Source organism: Pseudomonas sp. F3-2 (genome assembly GCF_038804275.1).
In the GTDB taxonomy this organism is placed as follows: domain Bacteria; phylum Pseudomonadota; class Gammaproteobacteria; order Pseudomonadales; family Pseudomonadaceae; genus Aquipseudomonas.
This window is the reverse complement of record NZ_CP152388.1, coordinates 5,342,253-5,359,251: the sequence shown is the minus strand read 5'-3', so window position 1 is coordinate 5,359,251 and position 16,999 is coordinate 5,342,253. Positions and strand designations below refer to the sequence as shown.

16 protein-coding genes are annotated in these 16,999 nt (G+C 60.1%); 8 read left to right on the top strand and 8 right to left on the bottom strand.

What is annotated here, in order from left to right; genetic code table 11:
- Positions 1-148 precede the first annotated feature (148 nt).
- Positions 149-1,054 (bottom strand): LysR family transcriptional regulator, encoded by a 906-nt coding sequence (locus AAGQ88_RS24030; protein WP_093465001.1) that lies wholly within the window; start codon positions 1,052-1,054, stop codon positions 149-151.
- Between the two features lie 174 nt (positions 1,055-1,228).
- Here AAGQ88_RS24030 and AAGQ88_RS24025 point away from each other — a divergent pair, with 174 nt between their 5' ends.
- The 8 genes from AAGQ88_RS24025 (at position 1,229) to AAGQ88_RS23990 (ending at position 11,243) form a co-directional block, all read left to right on the top strand.
- Positions 1,229-2,719, top strand: a complete 1,491-nt coding sequence (locus tag AAGQ88_RS24025; RefSeq protein ID WP_342653795.1) for an aldehyde dehydrogenase family protein — start codon at positions 1,229-1,231, stop codon at positions 2,717-2,719.
- A gap of 178 nt (positions 2,720-2,897) precedes the next feature.
- Positions 2,898-4,181, top strand: a complete 1,284-nt coding sequence (locus AAGQ88_RS24020; RefSeq protein ID WP_342653794.1) for an FAD-binding oxidoreductase — start codon at positions 2,898-2,900, stop codon at positions 4,179-4,181.
- Positions 4,182-4,538: 357 nt separating this feature from the next.
- Entirely contained in the window at positions 4,539-5,672 is a 1,134-nt protein-coding gene (locus AAGQ88_RS24015; protein WP_285424105.1) for an ABC transporter substrate-binding protein, read from the top strand.
- 186 nt (positions 5,673-5,858) lie between these two features.
- A complete protein-coding gene (locus AAGQ88_RS24010; RefSeq protein WP_342653793.1) occupies positions 5,859-6,773 on the top strand; it encodes a branched-chain amino acid ABC transporter permease LivH in 915 nt (304 codons plus the stop codon).
- Between the two features lie 2 nt (positions 6,774-6,775).
- On the top strand, positions 6,776-8,071 hold the full coding sequence (gene livM / locus AAGQ88_RS24005) for a high-affinity branched-chain amino acid ABC transporter permease LivM (protein WP_342653792.1): 1,296 nt from the start codon (positions 6,776-6,778) through the stop codon (positions 8,069-8,071).
- Entirely contained in the window at positions 8,071-8,946 is an 876-nt protein-coding gene (locus tag AAGQ88_RS24000) for an ATP-binding cassette domain-containing protein (protein WP_093464985.1), read from the top strand. Before livM ends, AAGQ88_RS24000 begins: the two co-directional genes overlap by 1 nt.
- Entirely contained in the window at positions 8,943-9,659 is a 717-nt protein-coding gene (locus AAGQ88_RS23995; RefSeq protein WP_062378956.1) for an ABC transporter ATP-binding protein, read from the top strand. The genes AAGQ88_RS24000 and AAGQ88_RS23995 overlap by 4 nt, the downstream gene beginning before the upstream one ends.
- An 813-nt stretch (positions 9,660-10,472) precedes the next feature.
- On the top strand, positions 10,473-11,243 hold the full coding sequence (locus tag AAGQ88_RS23990) for an SDR family oxidoreductase (RefSeq protein ID WP_342653791.1): 771 nt from the start codon (positions 10,473-10,475) through the stop codon (positions 11,241-11,243).
- A gap of 603 nt (positions 11,244-11,846) precedes the next feature.
- Here the strand turns inward: AAGQ88_RS23990 and AAGQ88_RS23985 are convergent.
- The 7 genes from AAGQ88_RS23985 to AAGQ88_RS23955 all read right to left on the bottom strand — a co-directional run bounded on the left by AAGQ88_RS23985 (position 11,847) and on the right by AAGQ88_RS23955 (position 16,940).
- Positions 11,847-12,983 (bottom strand): AGE family epimerase/isomerase, encoded by a 1,137-nt coding sequence (locus tag AAGQ88_RS23985; protein ID WP_342653790.1) that lies wholly within the window; start codon positions 12,981-12,983, stop codon positions 11,847-11,849.
- Between the two features lie 246 nt (positions 12,984-13,229).
- Complete coding sequence (locus tag AAGQ88_RS23980) at positions 13,230-13,802, bottom strand: HupE/UreJ family protein (protein WP_342655878.1); 573 nt, start codon at positions 13,800-13,802, stop codon at positions 13,230-13,232.
- Between the two features lie 42 nt (positions 13,803-13,844).
- Positions 13,845-14,459, bottom strand: coding sequence for an urease accessory protein UreG (gene ureG / locus AAGQ88_RS23975; protein ID WP_062378949.1), 615 nt, complete (start codon positions 14,457-14,459; stop codon positions 13,845-13,847).
- A gap of 63 nt (positions 14,460-14,522) precedes the next feature.
- On the bottom strand, positions 14,523-15,197 hold the full coding sequence (locus tag AAGQ88_RS23970; RefSeq protein WP_342653789.1) for an urease accessory protein UreF: 675 nt from the start codon (positions 15,195-15,197) through the stop codon (positions 14,523-14,525).
- Positions 15,194-15,694, bottom strand: a complete 501-nt coding sequence (ureE, locus tag AAGQ88_RS23965; protein ID WP_342653788.1) for an urease accessory protein UreE — start codon at positions 15,692-15,694, stop codon at positions 15,194-15,196. Before ureE ends, AAGQ88_RS23970 begins: the two co-directional genes overlap by 4 nt.
- 216 nt (positions 15,695-15,910) lie before the next feature.
- Positions 15,911-16,543 carry a TetR family transcriptional regulator gene (locus AAGQ88_RS23960; protein WP_093464970.1) on the bottom strand — a complete coding sequence of 211 codons (633 nt, stop codon included), beginning with the start codon at positions 16,541-16,543 and terminating at the stop codon, positions 15,911-15,913.
- Between the two features lie 127 nt (positions 16,544-16,670).
- On the bottom strand, positions 16,671-16,940 hold the full coding sequence (locus tag AAGQ88_RS23955) for a hypothetical protein (protein WP_285424111.1): 270 nt from the start codon (positions 16,938-16,940) through the stop codon (positions 16,671-16,673).
- Positions 16,941-16,999: the final 59 nt, after the last annotated feature.

The window sequence follows — 16,999 nt, the reverse complement described above, 5'->3', positions numbered from 1 at the left end:
AAGCTCCAATTTGTAGGACCGGCTTCAGCCGGGAATGCGTCAGGAGGCTTGCTGCAGAATCGATGGTGCTCATACCGGCTGCTTCCCGGCTGAAGCCGGTCCTACGAGTGTGCGTTGTTATTGCGGTATTTGACACGAACGCGAGTCGTCACTGCGGTGTGGGCTCGTTGAGCTGCTCCAGCATCCACTCCACGAACACTCGAATTTTCGGGACTTCCGCTGCATGTTCCGGATACGCCAGGTAGTAAGCGTCGTGGCTGGGAAGTGCGTGCTGCCAGGGGATGATCAGCTTGCCGTCAGCCAGCTCTTCTTCCACCAGAAAGCGCGGCAGCAGCGCCACGCCGCAGCCGACCTGCGCCGCCCGTATGCACATGTAGAACGTTTCAAAGCGCGGGCCGTGATAGCTGTGTTCAGTCTGATGGCCCTGGCTGTCGAACCAGTCATGCCAGGCTTGCGGTCGGTGAGCGTTCTGCAGCAGCACCAGCTCGGCCAATTGCGTCGGATCGGTGAAAGGCTTGTCCGGCAGGATGTCAGGCGCGCAGACGGCAACCAGTTCCTCGCTGAACAGCTTAACGCTTTCAGCGCCCGGACGGGCCCCCTGGCCAAAGTAGAACGACATGTCACAGCGACTCTGCGCCAGGTCGTCGCTCTCCTGTTCATTGACCAGATCCAGATGAATGTGCGGATGCCGCAATCGCCAACCCTTCAACCGCGGCACCAGCCAGCGCGCCCCGAAGGTCGAAGGTGTCGATACACGCAGCACTTCGGTTTCGCCGCCGTAGGAACGCAGAAAATGCGTCGACATCTCCATCTGCGTCAGGACCTTGCGAACTTCGCTCAGGTACAACGCGCCGGCGGGCGTCAGCTGCAAACGGCGCCGCACGCGCCGGAACAACAGGTGCTGCACCAGTTCCTCAAGCTGCGCGACCTGTTTGCTGACAGCGCTCTGGGTCAGGTTCAGCTCCTCGGCGGCGCGAGTGAAACTCAGATGGCGGGTGACCGCTTCGAAGCATTGCAGCGCGGTCACCGAGGGAAGGTGGCGTTTGTTCAGCATATTCAGGCTTGCCCGCAGTCAGCATGAAAAAACGGAATGATATCTCGCTTAATCGTCGTTTGTTCAGCCACTTCCATCCAGCTATTACTACAGGCTGACGCTATCACCGTATGGCCGCACCCACTTCAGTATTGCGCATTCGCGTTTACGGCCCATCCGAACTCAGGAGATACCATGCTAAACGACCTGCTCACCCGCCTCGGCGTTGACCCTGCTCTTTATCAGAAGGGCGACAAGCCTGTGCACACCCCGATCGATGGCAGCCAGGTTGCGTCGGTAAGCTGGGAAGGCGCCGCTGAAGTCGAGCAGCGCATCACCCGCGCCGAACATGCTTTTCAGGCTTGGCGCAAAGTGCCTGCGCCGCGCCGTGGCGAGTTGATTCGCCTGTTCGGCGAGGCCCTGCGCAAGCACAAGGCCGATCTGGGCGAACTGGTTTCCTGGGAAGCCGGCAAGATCACTCAGGAAGGCCTGGGTGAAGTGCAGGAAATGATCGACATCTGCGACTTCGCTGTCGGGTTGTCCCGTCAGATTTACGGCCTGACCATCGCGTCCGAACGTCCTGGCCACCACATGCGTGAAACCTGGCACCCGCTGGGCGTCGTGGGTGTGATCAGTGCGTTCAACTTCCCGGTGGCCGTCTGGTCATGGAACACCGCGCTGGCGTTGGTGTGCGGTAACTCGGTGATCTGGAAACCTTCGGAGAAGACCCCGCTGACCGCCTTGGCTTGCCAGGCGCTGTTCGATCGCGTTGCCGGTGAGTTTTCCGATGCTCCGCCCTACCTTGCTCAGTGCGTTGTCGGGGGCCGTGAAGCCGGCGAGACGCTGGTCGACGACGCCCGCGTTGCGCTGATCAGTGCCACGGGCAGTACGCGCATGGGCCGGGAAGTGGCGCCGAAAATCGCCGCGCGTTTCGCTCGCAGCATCCTCGAACTGGGCGGCAACAACGCCATGATCCTGACCCCGAGTGCCGATCTGGATCTGGCCGTTCGCGCCGTGTTGTTCAGTGCCGTTGGCACCGCCGGTCAGCGTTGCACCACCCTGCGTCGTCTGATCGCGCACAACTCGGTCAAGGCTGAGTTCGTCGAGCGTCTGAAGACCGCATACGCCAAAGTGCGCATCGGCCATCCGCTGGAGGGCAATCTGGTGGGCCCGCTGATCGACAAGCAAAGTTACGACAACATGCAGGAAGCGCTGGGGCAGGCATTGAGCGAAGGCGGCAAGGTCTTTGGTGGCAAGCGCCAGTTGGACGAGCAGTTCCCGAACGCCTATTACGTGTCGCCTGCCATCGTCGAGATGCCGGAGCAGAGCGACGTGGTGCGCAGCGAGACGTTCGCACCGATCCTGTATGTGGTCGGCTACGACGAGTTCGTGGAGGCGGTGCGCTTGAACAACGACGTGCCGCAAGGCTTGTCCTCGTGCATCTTCACCACCGACGTGCGTGAAGCGGAGCAGTTCATCTCGGCGCTGGGCAGCGATTGCGGCATCGCCAACGTCAACATTGGCCCGAGTGGTGCAGAGATTGGCGGCGCGTTCGGCGGAGAGAAGGAAACCGGCGGCGGCCGTGAGTCGGGCTCCGATTCCTGGAAAGGCTACATGCGCCGCCAGACCGCCACCGTGAACTACTCCCGCGAACTGCCGTTGGCGCAAGGGATTACGTTTGATTGATTGAAGCGCGGCCAATAAAAGTGCCGCGTTGACCTTATTCGCGAGCAAGCTCGCTCCCACAAAAAATGGTGCGCACCTTCCGGCCGTATCCACTTTGTGGGAGCGAGCTTGCTCGCGATAGCGTCATAACAAACAACACCGAATTTGAATCATCGTTGTCTCTTTCCGAGGTTGTGCGATGCCGTTACGCGAAGAATGCTTATGGGAAACGCTGACGCCGCAGAGGCCTGAGGCGGCGGCGTTGAAAGGGGAGGTTACGGCTGATGTCTGCGTGATCGGCGCGGGGATCACCGGGTTATCGGCCGCGATTCATCTGCTCGAGCAAGGCAAGAGCGTGGTTATCGTCGAGGCCCATCGTACGGGGCAGGGCGGTTCGGGGCGTAACGTAGGACTGGTGAACGCCGGCCTGTGGATTCCGCCTGATGAGATCGAAGCCGGTTTCGGCGAGAAAGTCGGCAGTCAGCTCAACACCATGCTCGGCAACGCGCCATCTCTGGTGTTCAGCCTGATCGAAAAATATGGCATCGAATGCCAGGCCACGCGCAAAGGCACCTTGCACATGGCGCATAACGCCAAAGGTGAACTCGACCTGCGCAGCCGCGAGGAGCAATGGAAGCGCCGCGGCGCACCGGTCGAACTGCTCACCGGCAAAGCCTGCCAGGAGGCGACCGGCACCCGGCAAATCACGTCGGCACTGTTGGACATGCGCGCAGGCACCATCAACCCGATGGCGTATACCAGCGGGTTGGCCGCTGCCGTCACGAAACTGGGCGGGCTGCGTTTCGATCATTCGCCGGTCAAGCAGCTGGAGCGACAGGGCCAACGCTGGTGCGTGATCACGCAAAACGGCTCGGTCCTCGCCGATCAGGTGGTCATTGCTTCCAATGCCTACACCGAGGGTGAGTGGACCGAGCTGCGTCGGCATTTCTTCCCCGGCTATTACTATCAGGTGGCTTCGGCGCCTTTGACCGAAGAGGCCGCGCAGCAGATTTTGCCGGGCGGCCAGGGTTCCTGGGATACCCGTCAGGTGTTGAGCAGTATTCGCCGCGACGCCGACGGACGCCTGTTGCTGGGCAGTCTGGGCAATGGCAATCAGAAACCGGGCTGGTTCCTCAAGGCCTGGGCCGATCGCGTCCAGCAGCACTATTTTCCGTATCTGAAGAATGTCGAGTGGGAATGCACCTGGACGGGCTGCATTGCATTTACGCCCGATCATTTGCTGCGGGTGTTCGAGCCTGCACCAGGATTGGTCGCGGTTACCGGTTTCAACGGGCGCGGCAATACCACCGGCACAGTGGTGGGCAAAGCGTTCGCCGATTACCTGTGCACCGGTGACAAGACCGTCCTGCCCATTCCTTTTGCCGACATGCAGCCGCTCTCGGCTATCGGTTTGCGCAGTGCTTTGTACGAAGCTGGCTTTTCGCTATACCATGCCGGTCAGTGCCTCAGAGTTGTCATCTGAGGCCGCATGTCTACCTTGGACCAACGCTTTGTCGTGCATCCACTAACCTGAAATGGTGCGTCCCGTAGCGGCCCCGCACCGGCGGTGTGCAGTTCGGTGACGCAGGCTGTAACAACAGGGTTGTACAGGTCAGTTTGGCGCGGTTGCGCGCATTATTCGGGAGGGTTGCTCTTTCAATGTCGCAGGGTTGCACCTTGCGCGGTTTAGACGGTTGCACGCCCAGTTAAAAAGGGCTCGAATCAGTCGCATAACAACAAAACGATGACTTTTTTCAGAATAAAAAACCGATGGCACGCCACTTGCTCAGAGCAACTCTGTGGTCGCAGTGCTAATTAAAAAACCTAGGAGCACCAACTCATGTCGCAGACGTTTTACAGGAAAGGCTTTCTGGCACTCGCAGTCGCTACTGCAATGGGTGCGGCTACTTTTGCGCAGGCTGACATCAAGATCGGCGTTGCAGGCCCGATGACCGGTGCTAACGCCTCGTTTGGCGAGCAGTACATGAAAGGCGCTCAAGCAGCAGCCGACGCGATCAACGCTGCAGGCGGTGTCAACGGCGAGAAAATCGCGATTACCGCATACGACGACGCGTGCGAGCCCAAGCAGGCCGTAGCGGTCGCCAACAAGGCGGCGTCGGACAAAGTAGCTGGCGTCGTCGGTCACTTCTGCTCCTCTTCCACCATTCCAGCTTCTGAAGTCTATGACGAAGCCGGCATCATCGCGATCACCCCAGGCTCCACCAACCCGACCGTTACCGAACGCGGCCTGAGCGCCATGTTCCGTATGTGTGGTCGTGACGACCAGCAAGGCGTCGTTGCCGGTGACTACATCGTCGACGTGCTCAAAGCCAAGAAAGTCGCGGTCATCAACGACAAAGACACCTACGGCAAAGGCCTGGCTGACGCCACCGCCAAACAGCTGACCGCTCGCGGTGTGAAGCCTGTGCTGGAAGAAGGTCTGACCCGTGGCGAGAAAGACTTCAGCGCCCTGGTCACCAAAATCCGCTCTACCGGCGCTGATGTCGTCTACTTCGGCGGCCTGCACCCGGAAGCCGGTCCTCTGGTCCGCCAGCTGCGTGAACAAGGTCTGAAAGACGTCAAGTTCATGTCCGACGATGGCGTTGTGACCGACGAGCTGGTCACTACCGCTGGTGGCGCGCAATACGTTGATGGCGTGTACATGACCTTCGGTGCCGACCCGCGCCTGCTGCCAGACAGCAAGGCTGTAGTGGAAGAGTTCCGCAAGAAGGGTTACGAGCCTGAAGGCTACACCCTGTATGCGTACGCTTCGGTTCAGGCCCTGGCTGCCGGCTTCAACGGCGCCAAGTCCAACAAAGGCGAAGACGCTGCCAAGTTCCTGAAAGCCCACCCGGTCAAAACTGTCATGGGCGAGAAAGCCTGGGACACCAAAGGCGACCTGAAAGTCTCCGACTACGTGGTTTACCAGTGGGACAAGGACGGCAAATATCACCAGCTCGAAAAGCAGAAGTGAGTTGAGCTCCTAGTCGGAAGCGTCGTGTCGCGGAATTCGGACCTCGACTCGACGCTCTCCGGTAATCGGGGCTGCGCAGGCGCTGCCCCGGATTTCTTCTGTTGCCATCGTGCCGTCCCGCTGTCTCTCACGAGGAGACAAACCGGTACGCGCCAGGTTGGCCTTTCAAGTTCGTGAGCGTGCGTGATGGATGGTATTTTCCTGCAGCAAATGGTCAACGGCCTGACCCTCGGTTCGGTTTACGGCCTGATCGCCATCGGTTACACGATGGTTTACGGCATCATCGGCATGATCAACTTCGCCCACGGCGACGTGTACATGATCTCCGCCTACCTTGCAGCGATCGGCCTGGCCGTGCTGTCCTTCTTCGGCATCGAGTCGTTCCCGTTCCTGATTCTCGGCACGCTGATCTTCACCATCGTGGTGACCGGTATGTACGGTTTCGTCATCGAGCGCGTGGCTTACAAACCGCTGCGTAACTCGACCCGTCTGGCGCCGCTGATCAGTGCCATCGGTATTTCCCTGATTCTGCAAAACTACGCACAGATCGCCCAGGGCCCTCGCCAGCAAGGCGTTCCCACCCTGCTCGAAGGCGCCATGCGCTTCGAAGTAGGCAGCGGTTTCGTGCAGATCACCTACACCAAGATCTTCATCCTGATTGCCGCATTCATTGGCATGGGCGTACTGACCTATATCATCAAGTACACCAAGCTGGGCCGCATGTGCCGCGCGACGCAGCAGGACCGCAAAATGGCGTCGATCCTGGGCATCAACACTGACCGGATCATCTCCTACGTATTCGTCATCGGTGCAGCCATGGCGGCATTGGCCGGCGTGTTGATCACCATGAACTACGGCACCTTCGACTTTTTCGCCGGGTTCGTCATCGGCATCAAGGCCTTCACCGCCGCGGTACTGGGCGGCATTGGCTCGTTGCCGGGCGCGATGCTCGGCGGGTTGATCCTGGGGGTTGCCGAGTCGCAATTCTCCGGTCTGATCAACTCCGACTACAAAGACGTGTTCAGTTTCGGCCTGCTGGTAGTGATTCTGATCTTCCGTCCTCAAGGCCTGCTGGGTCGCCCACTCGTGGCGAAGGTATAACCATGTCTGCACCTACTAAACCCATCGATATCAAACAAAGCCTGATCGACGCAGTGGTCGCCGGCTTGCTGGCGCTGATCGTGTTCGGTCCCATCGTCGGCATCGTGCTGGACGGCTATGGCTTCAACATGCAGCCGGGTCGTGTAGCGGCGCTGGTCGGCGTGGTAGCGGTCGGCCGCTTCCTCATGAGTCTGTTTCTGCAGACACCCAAGGGCGTGGCCATCGCTCAGAGTTTCGAAAGCTCGGGCTCCGGCGTGCATGTACTGCCGCCGGGCTACAAGACACGGCTGCGCTTCATCATCCCGCTGATGATTCTGATCGCGGTGATTTTCCCGGTGTTCGCCGACAAGTACCTGCTGACCGTGGTCATCCTCGGGCTGATCTACGTATTGCTCGGTCTGGGTCTGAACATCGTGGTGGGCCTGGCCGGCCTGCTCGATCTGGGTTATGTGGCGTTCTACGCCATCGGCGCCTACGGTCTGGCGCTGGGTTATCAGTATCTGGGCCTGGGTTTCTGGTCGGCATTGCCATTGGCGGCCATCGCTGCGGCGTTTGCGGGCTGCATTCTCGGCTTCCCGGTGTTGCGCATGCATGGCGACTACCTGGCGATCGTGACCTTGGGTTTCGGCGAAATCATCCGTCTGGTGCTCAACAACTGGCTGTCGTTCACAGGCGGCCCGAACGGCGTTCCCGTGCCGTCGCCGACGTTCTTCGGCCTGGAGTTCGGTCGGCGTGCCAAAGACGGCGGCATTCCCATCCACGAATATTTCGGTTTCGAATACAACCCGGACCTGAAATTCATATTCATCTACACCGTGCTGTTCCTCGTCGTGCTGGCCGTGCTGTACATCAAGCACCGCCTGACCCGCATGCCGGTTGGTCGCGCCTGGGAAGCATTGCGTGAAGATGAGATCGCCTGTCGCTCCATGGGCCTGAACCACGTGCTGGTCAAGCTTTCGGCGTTTACCATCGGTGCGTCGACGGCGGGTCTGGCGGGCGTGTTCTTCGCCAGCTATCAAGGCTTCGTCAACCCGACGTCGTTCACCTTTTTCGAATCCGCGCTGATCCTGGCCATCGTCGTGCTCGGCGGCATGGGCTCAACCGTGGGCGTGGTGATCGCCGCGTTCGTGCTGACCGTCGCTCCGGAAATGCTGCGCAGCTTCGCTGAATACCGCGTGCTGCTGTTTGGCATCCTGATGGTGCTGATGATGATCTGGCGTCCACGTGGCCTGATTCGCATCAGCCGTACCGGTGTACAACCACGCAAAGGCGTGCTGGCAAAAGTGGAGGGCGCGTGATGAGCGACGAAATCGTTCTTTCCGTCGAAAACCTGATGATGCACTTCGGTGGCATCAAGGCCCTCAGCGACGTCAGCCTCGAGGTGCGCCGCAATTCGATCTTCGCCCTGATCGGCCCCAACGGAGCCGGCAAGACCACGGTGTTCAACTGCCTGACCGGCTTCTACAAAGCCACCGGCGGGCGCATCGAGTTGAACGCCCGCGGCAAGAAGACCAACGTCATCCAGCTGCTGGGCGAGCAGTTCCGCGCCAGCGACTTCGCGTCGCCCAAGCGCTTCGGCAGCCGTCTGTTCTACAAAATGTTCGGCGGCACGCATCTGGTGAACCGGGCGGGTCTGGCGCGCACGTTCCAGAACATTCGTCTGTTCAAGGAAATGTCGGTCGTCGAGAACCTGCTGGTTGCCCAACACATGTGGGTCAATCGCAACATGATTGCCGGCATTCTCAATACCAAGGGCTACCGCAAGGCCGAAGAAGACGCCATGAATACGGCCTTCTACTGGCTTGAAGTGGTGGATCTGGTGGACTGCGCCAACCGCCTGGCTGGCGAATTGTCCTACGGCCAGCAGCGCCGACTGGAGATCGCCCGCGCCATGTGTACGCGTCCGCAGGTCATCTGTCTGGACGAACCGGCCGCAGGCCTCAACCCACAGGAAACCGAAGCGCTGAGCGGCATGATTCGCCATCTGCGTGACGAACACGACATGACCATCGTGCTGATCGAACACGACATGGGCATGGTCATGGGGATTTCCGACGATATCGTCGTGCTTGACCACGGCAACGTGATTGCCAAAGGCAAACCGGAGCAGATTCGCAACGATCCGAAAGTGATCGCCGCGTACCTGGGTGCTGATGAAGAGGAGTTGGTATGAGTAAGCCGATCCTCGAACTGAAAGAGATCGACGTGTACTACGGGCCGATCCAGGCCCTCAAGAAAGTATCGCTGCACATCGACGAGGGCGAAACCGTCAGCCTGATCGGCTCTAACGGCGCGGGTAAATCCACGCTGCTGATGTCGATCTTCGGCCAGCCAAGGGCGGCCAGCGGGCAGATCATCTATCAGGGCACCGACATCACCCACAAGTCGTCGCACTACATCGCGTCCAACGGCATCGCGCAATCGCCCGAAGGCCGCCGCGTATTCCCCGACATGTCGGTGGAAGAAAACCTGATGATGGGCACGATCCCGATTGGGGATAAGTATGCCAGCGAGGACATGCAGCGCATGTTCGAGCTGTTTCCGCGCCTCAAGGAGCGTCGTAATCAGCGGGCGATGACCATGTCCGGCGGCGAGCAGCAGATGCTGGCCATCGCCCGTGCATTGATGAGTCGTCCCAAGCTGCTGTTGTTGGACGAGCCAAGCCTTGGCCTAGCGCCGATCATCGTCAAGCAGATCTTCTCCACGCTGCGTGAGTTGGCGCAGACAGGGATGACGATTTTTCTGGTCGAGCAGAATGCGAACCATGCGTTGAAGCTGTCGGATCGCGCCTACGTGATGGTGAACGGCGAGATTCGTCTGACGGGCACCGGCAAGGAGCTGCTGACCAACGAAGAAGTCCGGAACGCCTACCTCGGCGGGCATTGATTTCTGATTACATGGGTTTGAACGCTGACGCCCCGGGTTGCACGCCCGGGGCGTTTTTGTTTTAGGTGGGGTCCGCCGGTGATTAGGGGCCGTTGTACACAGCGTCAGGCAATTGTGGAAAACAATTTTGCAGTGCTCTCAAAGCGCGACAGTTAGCCGCTGCAAATGGTTGTTTTGTCACGGTTTTGACTTGTTCAGTTTTACTGTGGAACTGACTGTGAATAAGTTGGTGGCAGTTGGCTACAAGCCTTTGAATACGGGGCTTTCAGAGCATTGGTTGATTTTTGATCAATGATTTCGGCCTGTATTTTGAGGGTGTTTGTCAACGCTTTATAAGCTGGTTTTTTATACAGTTGGTGGTGTCCGCAGTCCTGTGGATAACTCTGTGTGCAACCCTTGGAAAGGCCGCCGCAGGTAGCGCAATCTCTGGCTTGTGGCCCTCGATCCTGTCCACTTGAGCAGGTCTGCCCTCGGTCAGGTGTCAGATACGTCCGTGCAGGTCAAGCGAAACTCTCCCGTGAGTTGCCCACAGGCCGTGTATGACGGGGCATGCAAACAAATGAGTTGCCCCCGGATTTTGTGAGTCTGGCTGTGGATAAGGTGGGCAAAACCGCGTGCAGGCCTTAAGTTGCAAGGCTTTGCTGCAGCTGTACGTTTTTTGTACTGCCTCAATGTCGTACGACGATGGTTGCGCGAAGACTTGATCCAGAGCCGCCAGCACGGGCATTCTCCAGAACTTTCCTACATCAAACGCAGATTGCGTTAACCCAACGCTTATCCCTATAAGCCGCAACCCTCAGTCAGGAGAACGATATGACTTCTACCGTGTTCATTACCGGTGCTACTTCCGGGTTTGGCGAAGCCTGCGCACGCCGTTTCGCAGAGGCCGGCTGGTCACTGGTGCTGACCGGTCGCCGTGAAGAGCGTCTGCAGGCGCTGAGCGCTGAGTTGTCGAAGCAGACCAAGGTTCAGACCCTGACACTGGATGTGCGCGATCGTGAGGCGGTCGAGAAGGCCGTCGAAGGCCTGCCTGCCGAGTTTGCGAAGATCCGTGGCCTGATCAACAACGCCGGTCTTGCGCTGGGTATCGATCCTGCGCCCAAGTGCGATCTGGACGACTGGGACACGATGATCGACACCAACGTCAAAGGGCTCGTCTACACCACCCGCACGCTGCTGTCTCGACTGATCGCTTACGGGCGTGGCGCCAGCATCGTCAACCTGGGTTCGGTGGCGGGCAACTATCCGTATCCGGGTGGCAACGTGTACGGCGGCACCAAGGCATTCGTCGGGCAATTCTCGCTTAACCTGCGCAACGACCTTGTCGGCACTGGCGTGCGCGTGACCAATCTAGAGCCTGGCCTGTGCGAAAGCGAGTTTTCGCTGGTGCGTTTCGGTGGCGATCAGTCCAAATACGACGCGACCTACGCCGGCGCCGAGCCGATCCAGCCCCGGGACATCGCCGAGACGATTTTCTGGATCATGAACACACCGGCGCACGTCAACGTCAACAGCCTGGAACTGATGCCGGTCAGCCAGACCTGGGCAGGTTTCTCGATTGATCGCAGTCGCGGCGAGAAGTAAGTCGTTTCCCCGACCGTCTCACGCGCTGGGAGGGTGTTGACGACGCTCGTGTGGGAGTGAAGTTGCTTACGAAGAGGGGGTTCAACCGCTGAATCTTTAGCGGATGTGATTGCCTCTTCGCGAGCAAGCTCGCTCCTACAGGTGCTCCGCGTGCCAGAAAACCTGCGGTGTCGCCGTGTTGGATAGACCCAGCGCTGTCTCGCGGCATACGCGGCCCATGTGGGAGTGAGCTTGCTCACGAAGGCTGATTTCCGGGCGCTACATCTCCACAGCAAGCACCGGCCTCTTCCCGGCTAAAGCCGGTCCTACAGACGTTGCAAGCTTTTCGTAGGACCGGTTTTAGCCGGGAAGGTGTCGGGTCTAACGCCGTTGAACAGAGGGGGCGTTAAAGACAGTTGGCAATCGTCGAATCTCTAGCATTGTCCTCGCCTATTCGCGAGCAAGCTCGCTCCCACAGGGGGTTGGGCACGGCGCAGAATCAGGCGTCGAACGGTGTCGAATTGTGGGAGTGAGCTTGCTCACGAAGACGGTATTTCAGTCGCTGCATTCCCAGCGGGTGTACTCCTCTCTCCGCGAGCGAGCCCGATCCCTCATGAAATCAGCTCAGGCGTTGAAGTACTCGGCCAGGCCGAGGTAACAGGTCGCCAGGTGATACGGCGTGGTGGAAGGCATGTCGCTGCGGCTGATCTGGCCCTGACTGTCCAGACACTCATTCCAGCCGCCGGGATGCAGGAAGCGTTGCTGCAAGGCGTTGAGTTGGCGCGCGAGCAGATCTTCGCTGCCCGGACGCAGCGTCAGCGCCCTCAGGTATTCAGCCTGAGCCCAGATGCGCTGGGTGCCGTCCTTGACCGAACCGTCCACTTCCAGCATCGCGGCGACCGCGCCCGTTTCGTTGTCGACACCCTGCGCCTGTGCGTGAGCAAACGCCGTCGTGAGCGAGCCGTGCAAAGGCGTGCCACGCAAATGCGCTGAAGATTCCAGCAGATAAAACCACTCGAATTGATGACCCGGCTCAGACCAGTTATCCACAGCGTCCAGCGGTTTCTCCAGCATGACGCCGAGTTCGACATCGACGAAACGCCGCTGCATGCCTTGCGCCAGCGCATCGAGCGCCGCCAGTGTGTCGGCGTCTTCCCGCACCTCGAGGGTGGCCAGAAACGCTTCGGCCAAATGCATCAGAGGGTTTTGCAGAGGACCAGCGTCAAGCGATGACCAGTCTTCGGCCAGCACGGATTCGTACAACCCGTCCCCATCGGCAAAGCGCTCGGCGATGACCGTCAGCGCAGCATTGAGTACCGATTCGACCAGCGGCTCGCGGACCTTGCCCCAGTAGTGCGCGCAGGCGAACACGATGAAGGCGTGGGTGTAGAGGTCTTTGCGACGATCCAGCGGCGCGCCCTGTGGATCGATGCTGTAGAACCAGCCGCCATGCTCGGCGTCGTGAAAGTGCCGCTGTAACGAACGGAAGAGCGCAGCGGCGCGTTCGCCTGCTTCTGGCACGGCCGAATGACCTATCAGGCTGGAAAACAGAAAAAGCTGACGCGCACAGGCCATGGCCCGGTAGCGCTGCGGCGGCAAAGGCTGATGTTGGGCGTCGACCGCCTCGAACGGCAACGCCATCTGCGCATTCCATCCCGGACCCTGCCACAACGGCACGACCACCCGCATGAAGTGTTGTTGCACCTCGGCGAATAGGGCGGACAGTGAGGACTTGGCGGTAGAGAGGGAAGCGTCAGGCATTGGATGGCGTCACGGCAGGGGCAGATTGCGCGACATGGTAGCAGGAGGCGTGCATGACGGGGTGAATGGCGGATCGATTGATCTGCGCGGTTTGTAGGAGCGTGGCTTGTCCCGCGATCGGCGACGAAGTCGTCGTCAAACCTGGGCATGCAGTCTGCCTGACATACCGCGCCATCCGATTCTGCCGCCGCTGCGCGCCAGATCGCGGGACAAGCCACGCTCCTACAGGATTAGCGTCCTTTCAGATCAGCCCGCGAACAACCAGACGCCGGTCGCCGCCGACACTGCACCGGCAATCCGAACGAGCGGTGCGGCGGCGGTCGGCAGAAACCTCACTACGGCGTAACCGGCGGCGTGCAGAGCTGCGGTCGCGCCGACGAATCCAAGGGCATAGCCCCAAGGGCTCGACATTTCAGGCAGTTCCAGGCCATGCGCCACGCCGTGGAACATCGCGAACAGGGCCGTTGCACCGACTGCCATGAACAGTGGAGGACGCACGGCCAGCGCGACTGCCAGGCCCAGCGCAAACACGGAGGCCGCGATGCCGCTTTCCAGTCCCGGCACGTCGAGGCCTTCAAAACCCAGCAGGCCGCCGATCAACATGGTGCCGACGAATGTGCAGGGCAGTGCCCAGCGAGCGGCGCCTTTCTGCTGCGCGGCCCACAGGCCGACGGCAATCATCGCCAGTAAGTGATCGAGCCCGCCGAGGGGATGGCTGATGCCGGCAACCAGACCACTTTCATCGTGGCCCGGATGCGCGAACGCCACAGCGGGGGCAAGCAACAACGTGGCTGCGCCGAGGAATTTTTTGTAGTTCATGGACATGAAGAGTTTTCCTTGAGGGCCTTGGAATGGATGAAATCAGGCAGCGGTCAGCAGGCCCTGGCGCTCGATGAAGGCGATGATGTCCTCCAGGCCATGGCCGGTTTTCTGATTGCTGAACACGAACGGCTTGTCGCCACGCATCTTTTTGGTGTCGCGGTCCATCATCTCCAGCGAAGCACCCACCAGCGGGGCCAGGTCGATCTTGTTGATCACCAGCAGATCTGATTTGCAGATGCCGGGGCCGCCCTTGCGCGGCAGTTTGTCGCCCGCCGACACGTCGATCACGTAAATGGTGAGGTCCGACAGCTCCGGGCTGAACGTCGCCGACAGGTTATCGCCACCGGATTCGACGATGATCAGATCCAGTCCCTCAAAGCGGCGATTCAGTTGATCCACCGCCTCAAGATTGATCGACGCATCTTCGCGAATCGCCGTGTGCGGGCAGCCGCCGGTCTCGACGCCGATAATGCGCTCGGGCGCCAGCGCTTCGTTACGCACCAGAAAATCGGCGTCTTCGCGGGTGTAGATGTCGTTGGTCACGACCGCGAGGTTATAGCGCTCGCGCAGGGCCAGGCACAGGGCGAGGGTCAGCGCGGTCTTGCCCGATCCGACCGGGCCGCCGATACCGACACGCAAGGGTTGGCTGTTCATTCAGTGCTCTCCGTTGATCTTTTTTTGCAATTCTTGGGGGTGCGACGGTCAGGACCTGCATCGTCAGGACCGAAACAGCCGACTGTACTGCCGCTCATGCGCCATGCTTGCCAGCGACAGGCCGAACGCGGCGCTGCCGATGTGTTCGGGATCGAGTGCCGAGGCGTTCTGCTGGGCGTTCTGCAGCAACGGCAACAGCTCGCTGGTCAGGCGCTGCGCGGCTTGCTGGCCCAGCGGCAGGGTTTTCATCAATACCGCGAGCTGGTTTTCCAGCCAGCTCCAGAGCCACGCCGCCAGCGCATCCTGCGGACTGATTTGCCAGGCTCGCGCGGCCAGCGCCCAGCCGAGGGCCAGATGCGGTTCGCCGATCCGCTGCAGAAAGTCTCGCGCCGGCTCATCGAGTTCAGGCAGGCCATTGAGCAGTTGCTGGAGCGAATAACCCATCTGGCGACTTTCCAGATGCAGCTCGCGGGTTTCGCGGCTGGCGCGGTGTTCTTCACTCAACTGCATCAAAGCGGCCCAGTCGTTTTGCGCCGCCGCGTTGCAGTGAGCCAGCAACAGCGGGGCCTCGAAACGCGCGAGGTTGAGCAGCAACTGATCGCCAATCCAGCGCGCGGCACTGGGCGGATCGGTGACCACGCGCTGTTCAATCGCCATCTCCAGTCCCTGGGAATAGCTGTAGCCGCCGATCGGCAGCTGCGGACTGGCCAGACGCAGCAGCGCCCAGGCCTTGTTCATTTGCGTTCGCCGAACTGGTGAATGCGCGGCGCGTAATTGAAGTCCTCTTCACCCGCACGCGAGTGGTGGTGACCGCCGCCGTAGGCGCCGTGTTCCGGTTGAAACGGCGCTTCGATGGACTCGGTCGTTGCTCCCAACTGGTCGAGCATCGCCTTGAGCACGTAATCGTCGAGCAGCCGCAGCCAGCCGTCGCCGACTTGCAATGCGACGTGACGGTTGCCCAAGTGGTAGGCGGCGCGGGTCAATTCGAATGCACTGCTGCAGCTCACATGCATGAGCTGCTCGGGGCGAGCGCAGACACGCACCACGCGTCCGTCCTCAGCTTCAAGAAAGTCGCCGTCGCGCAATGGCTGCTGACCGCGCTCAAGGAACAGCCCGACATCTTCACCTTCGGCGCTGAAACAGCGCAGGCGGCTTTTGCTCCGGGCTTCGAAATTCAAATGCAGCTCGGCGGCCCATTCGGCTTGGGGTTCGATTCGTTTATGAATCACCAGCATCGGAAAATTCCAGCAATGTGCGATGCAATTGGCAGAGCAAGTGGCTTGCCAACAGGCAGCGCAAACAGAATTTGCCTACAGACAGTGCAGATGTGGTTGAGGATGGGGCGCAGGAGTGGGCGATCTTGGTGCTTTATGAAAACCAACGCACTGATATGGGGCGATTGCTGAGTGAACGGGATTCACAGACAAGACGCATTGCTGCGACAGGCGGATTTACTCGGTGCTGCCCAACCCCTGCCAGCGCTTGGCGCCTATAAAGATGAAGCGTAACTGCTGGGTGATCTTGGCGCGGGGCGTCAGGTGCTCCGCCAGCGTAAGAGGGGGCGGGTCGATCAGTTCGGGCAGCATTGCGAATACGCTCTTGACCACCAGATCGGCCATCACGGAAAGGTCATCGGTGTTCAGGTGCTGGAACTTGGGCATCGACGCCAGATCGGTCGCCAGGTCGGCAATGATCGCTTCACGCAGCGTACCGAGCGCCTGACGCACCTTGAGCGAGCCGCCATATTGCTCGCGGGCGAGGAACAGAAACTGAGAGCGATTGGCTGCGACCACGTCAAGGAAGATGCGCACCGACGCATCGATGATGCCGCTGTTGATGTTTTCGTTGTGGCGCACCAGGCGAATGGTTTCGCGGAACGTCTGGCCGACCTCGCTGACCAGCGCCAGGCCCAGATGATCCATATCGTCGAAATGCCGATAGAAGCCGGTGGGCACGATCCCGGCGGATTTGGCCACCTCGCGCAGGCTCAAACTGCCGAAGCCTCGCCCGCTCTCCATCAGACCCCTGGCTGCATCGAGCAGGGCGTGGCGGGTCTGCTGTTTCTGTTCGGCGCGGGGCAACATGAGGCGTGCGTATCTGAAGTAAGGATGGGCAGCACTCTAACAAATGCGTTTGCGCTGCGTCGAACCGGGTTTGTTCAGGCATGAAAAAGCCCGGCACACCGGCCGGGCTTTTCGGGAGACAGCAGACTCAGGAGACGCGCTGATATTGCTGAATCAGGCGATCAGGGCCGTTGTCGGCAACGCGCTGATAACGGCGAGCCAGGTTGTTGCAGTTATCGTCACCCGCAACACGTTGATATTGGTTGATCAAGCGGTCCGGACCTTCCTGAGCCAGGGTTGGCAGGCCAACCTGCTGAGCCGACTTCACTTCGCCGAGCACCGGCTGTTCGCTGGCAGGCATTGCGAATGCGCTCGAGGCGAGAAGTGAAAGGGTCAGGGCGATCAGTTGGCGTTTCATGAAGTGGTGTCTCTAAAAGGGTGGTCAGTGAACATGTTGGCAATTTTACCGGGGCACTC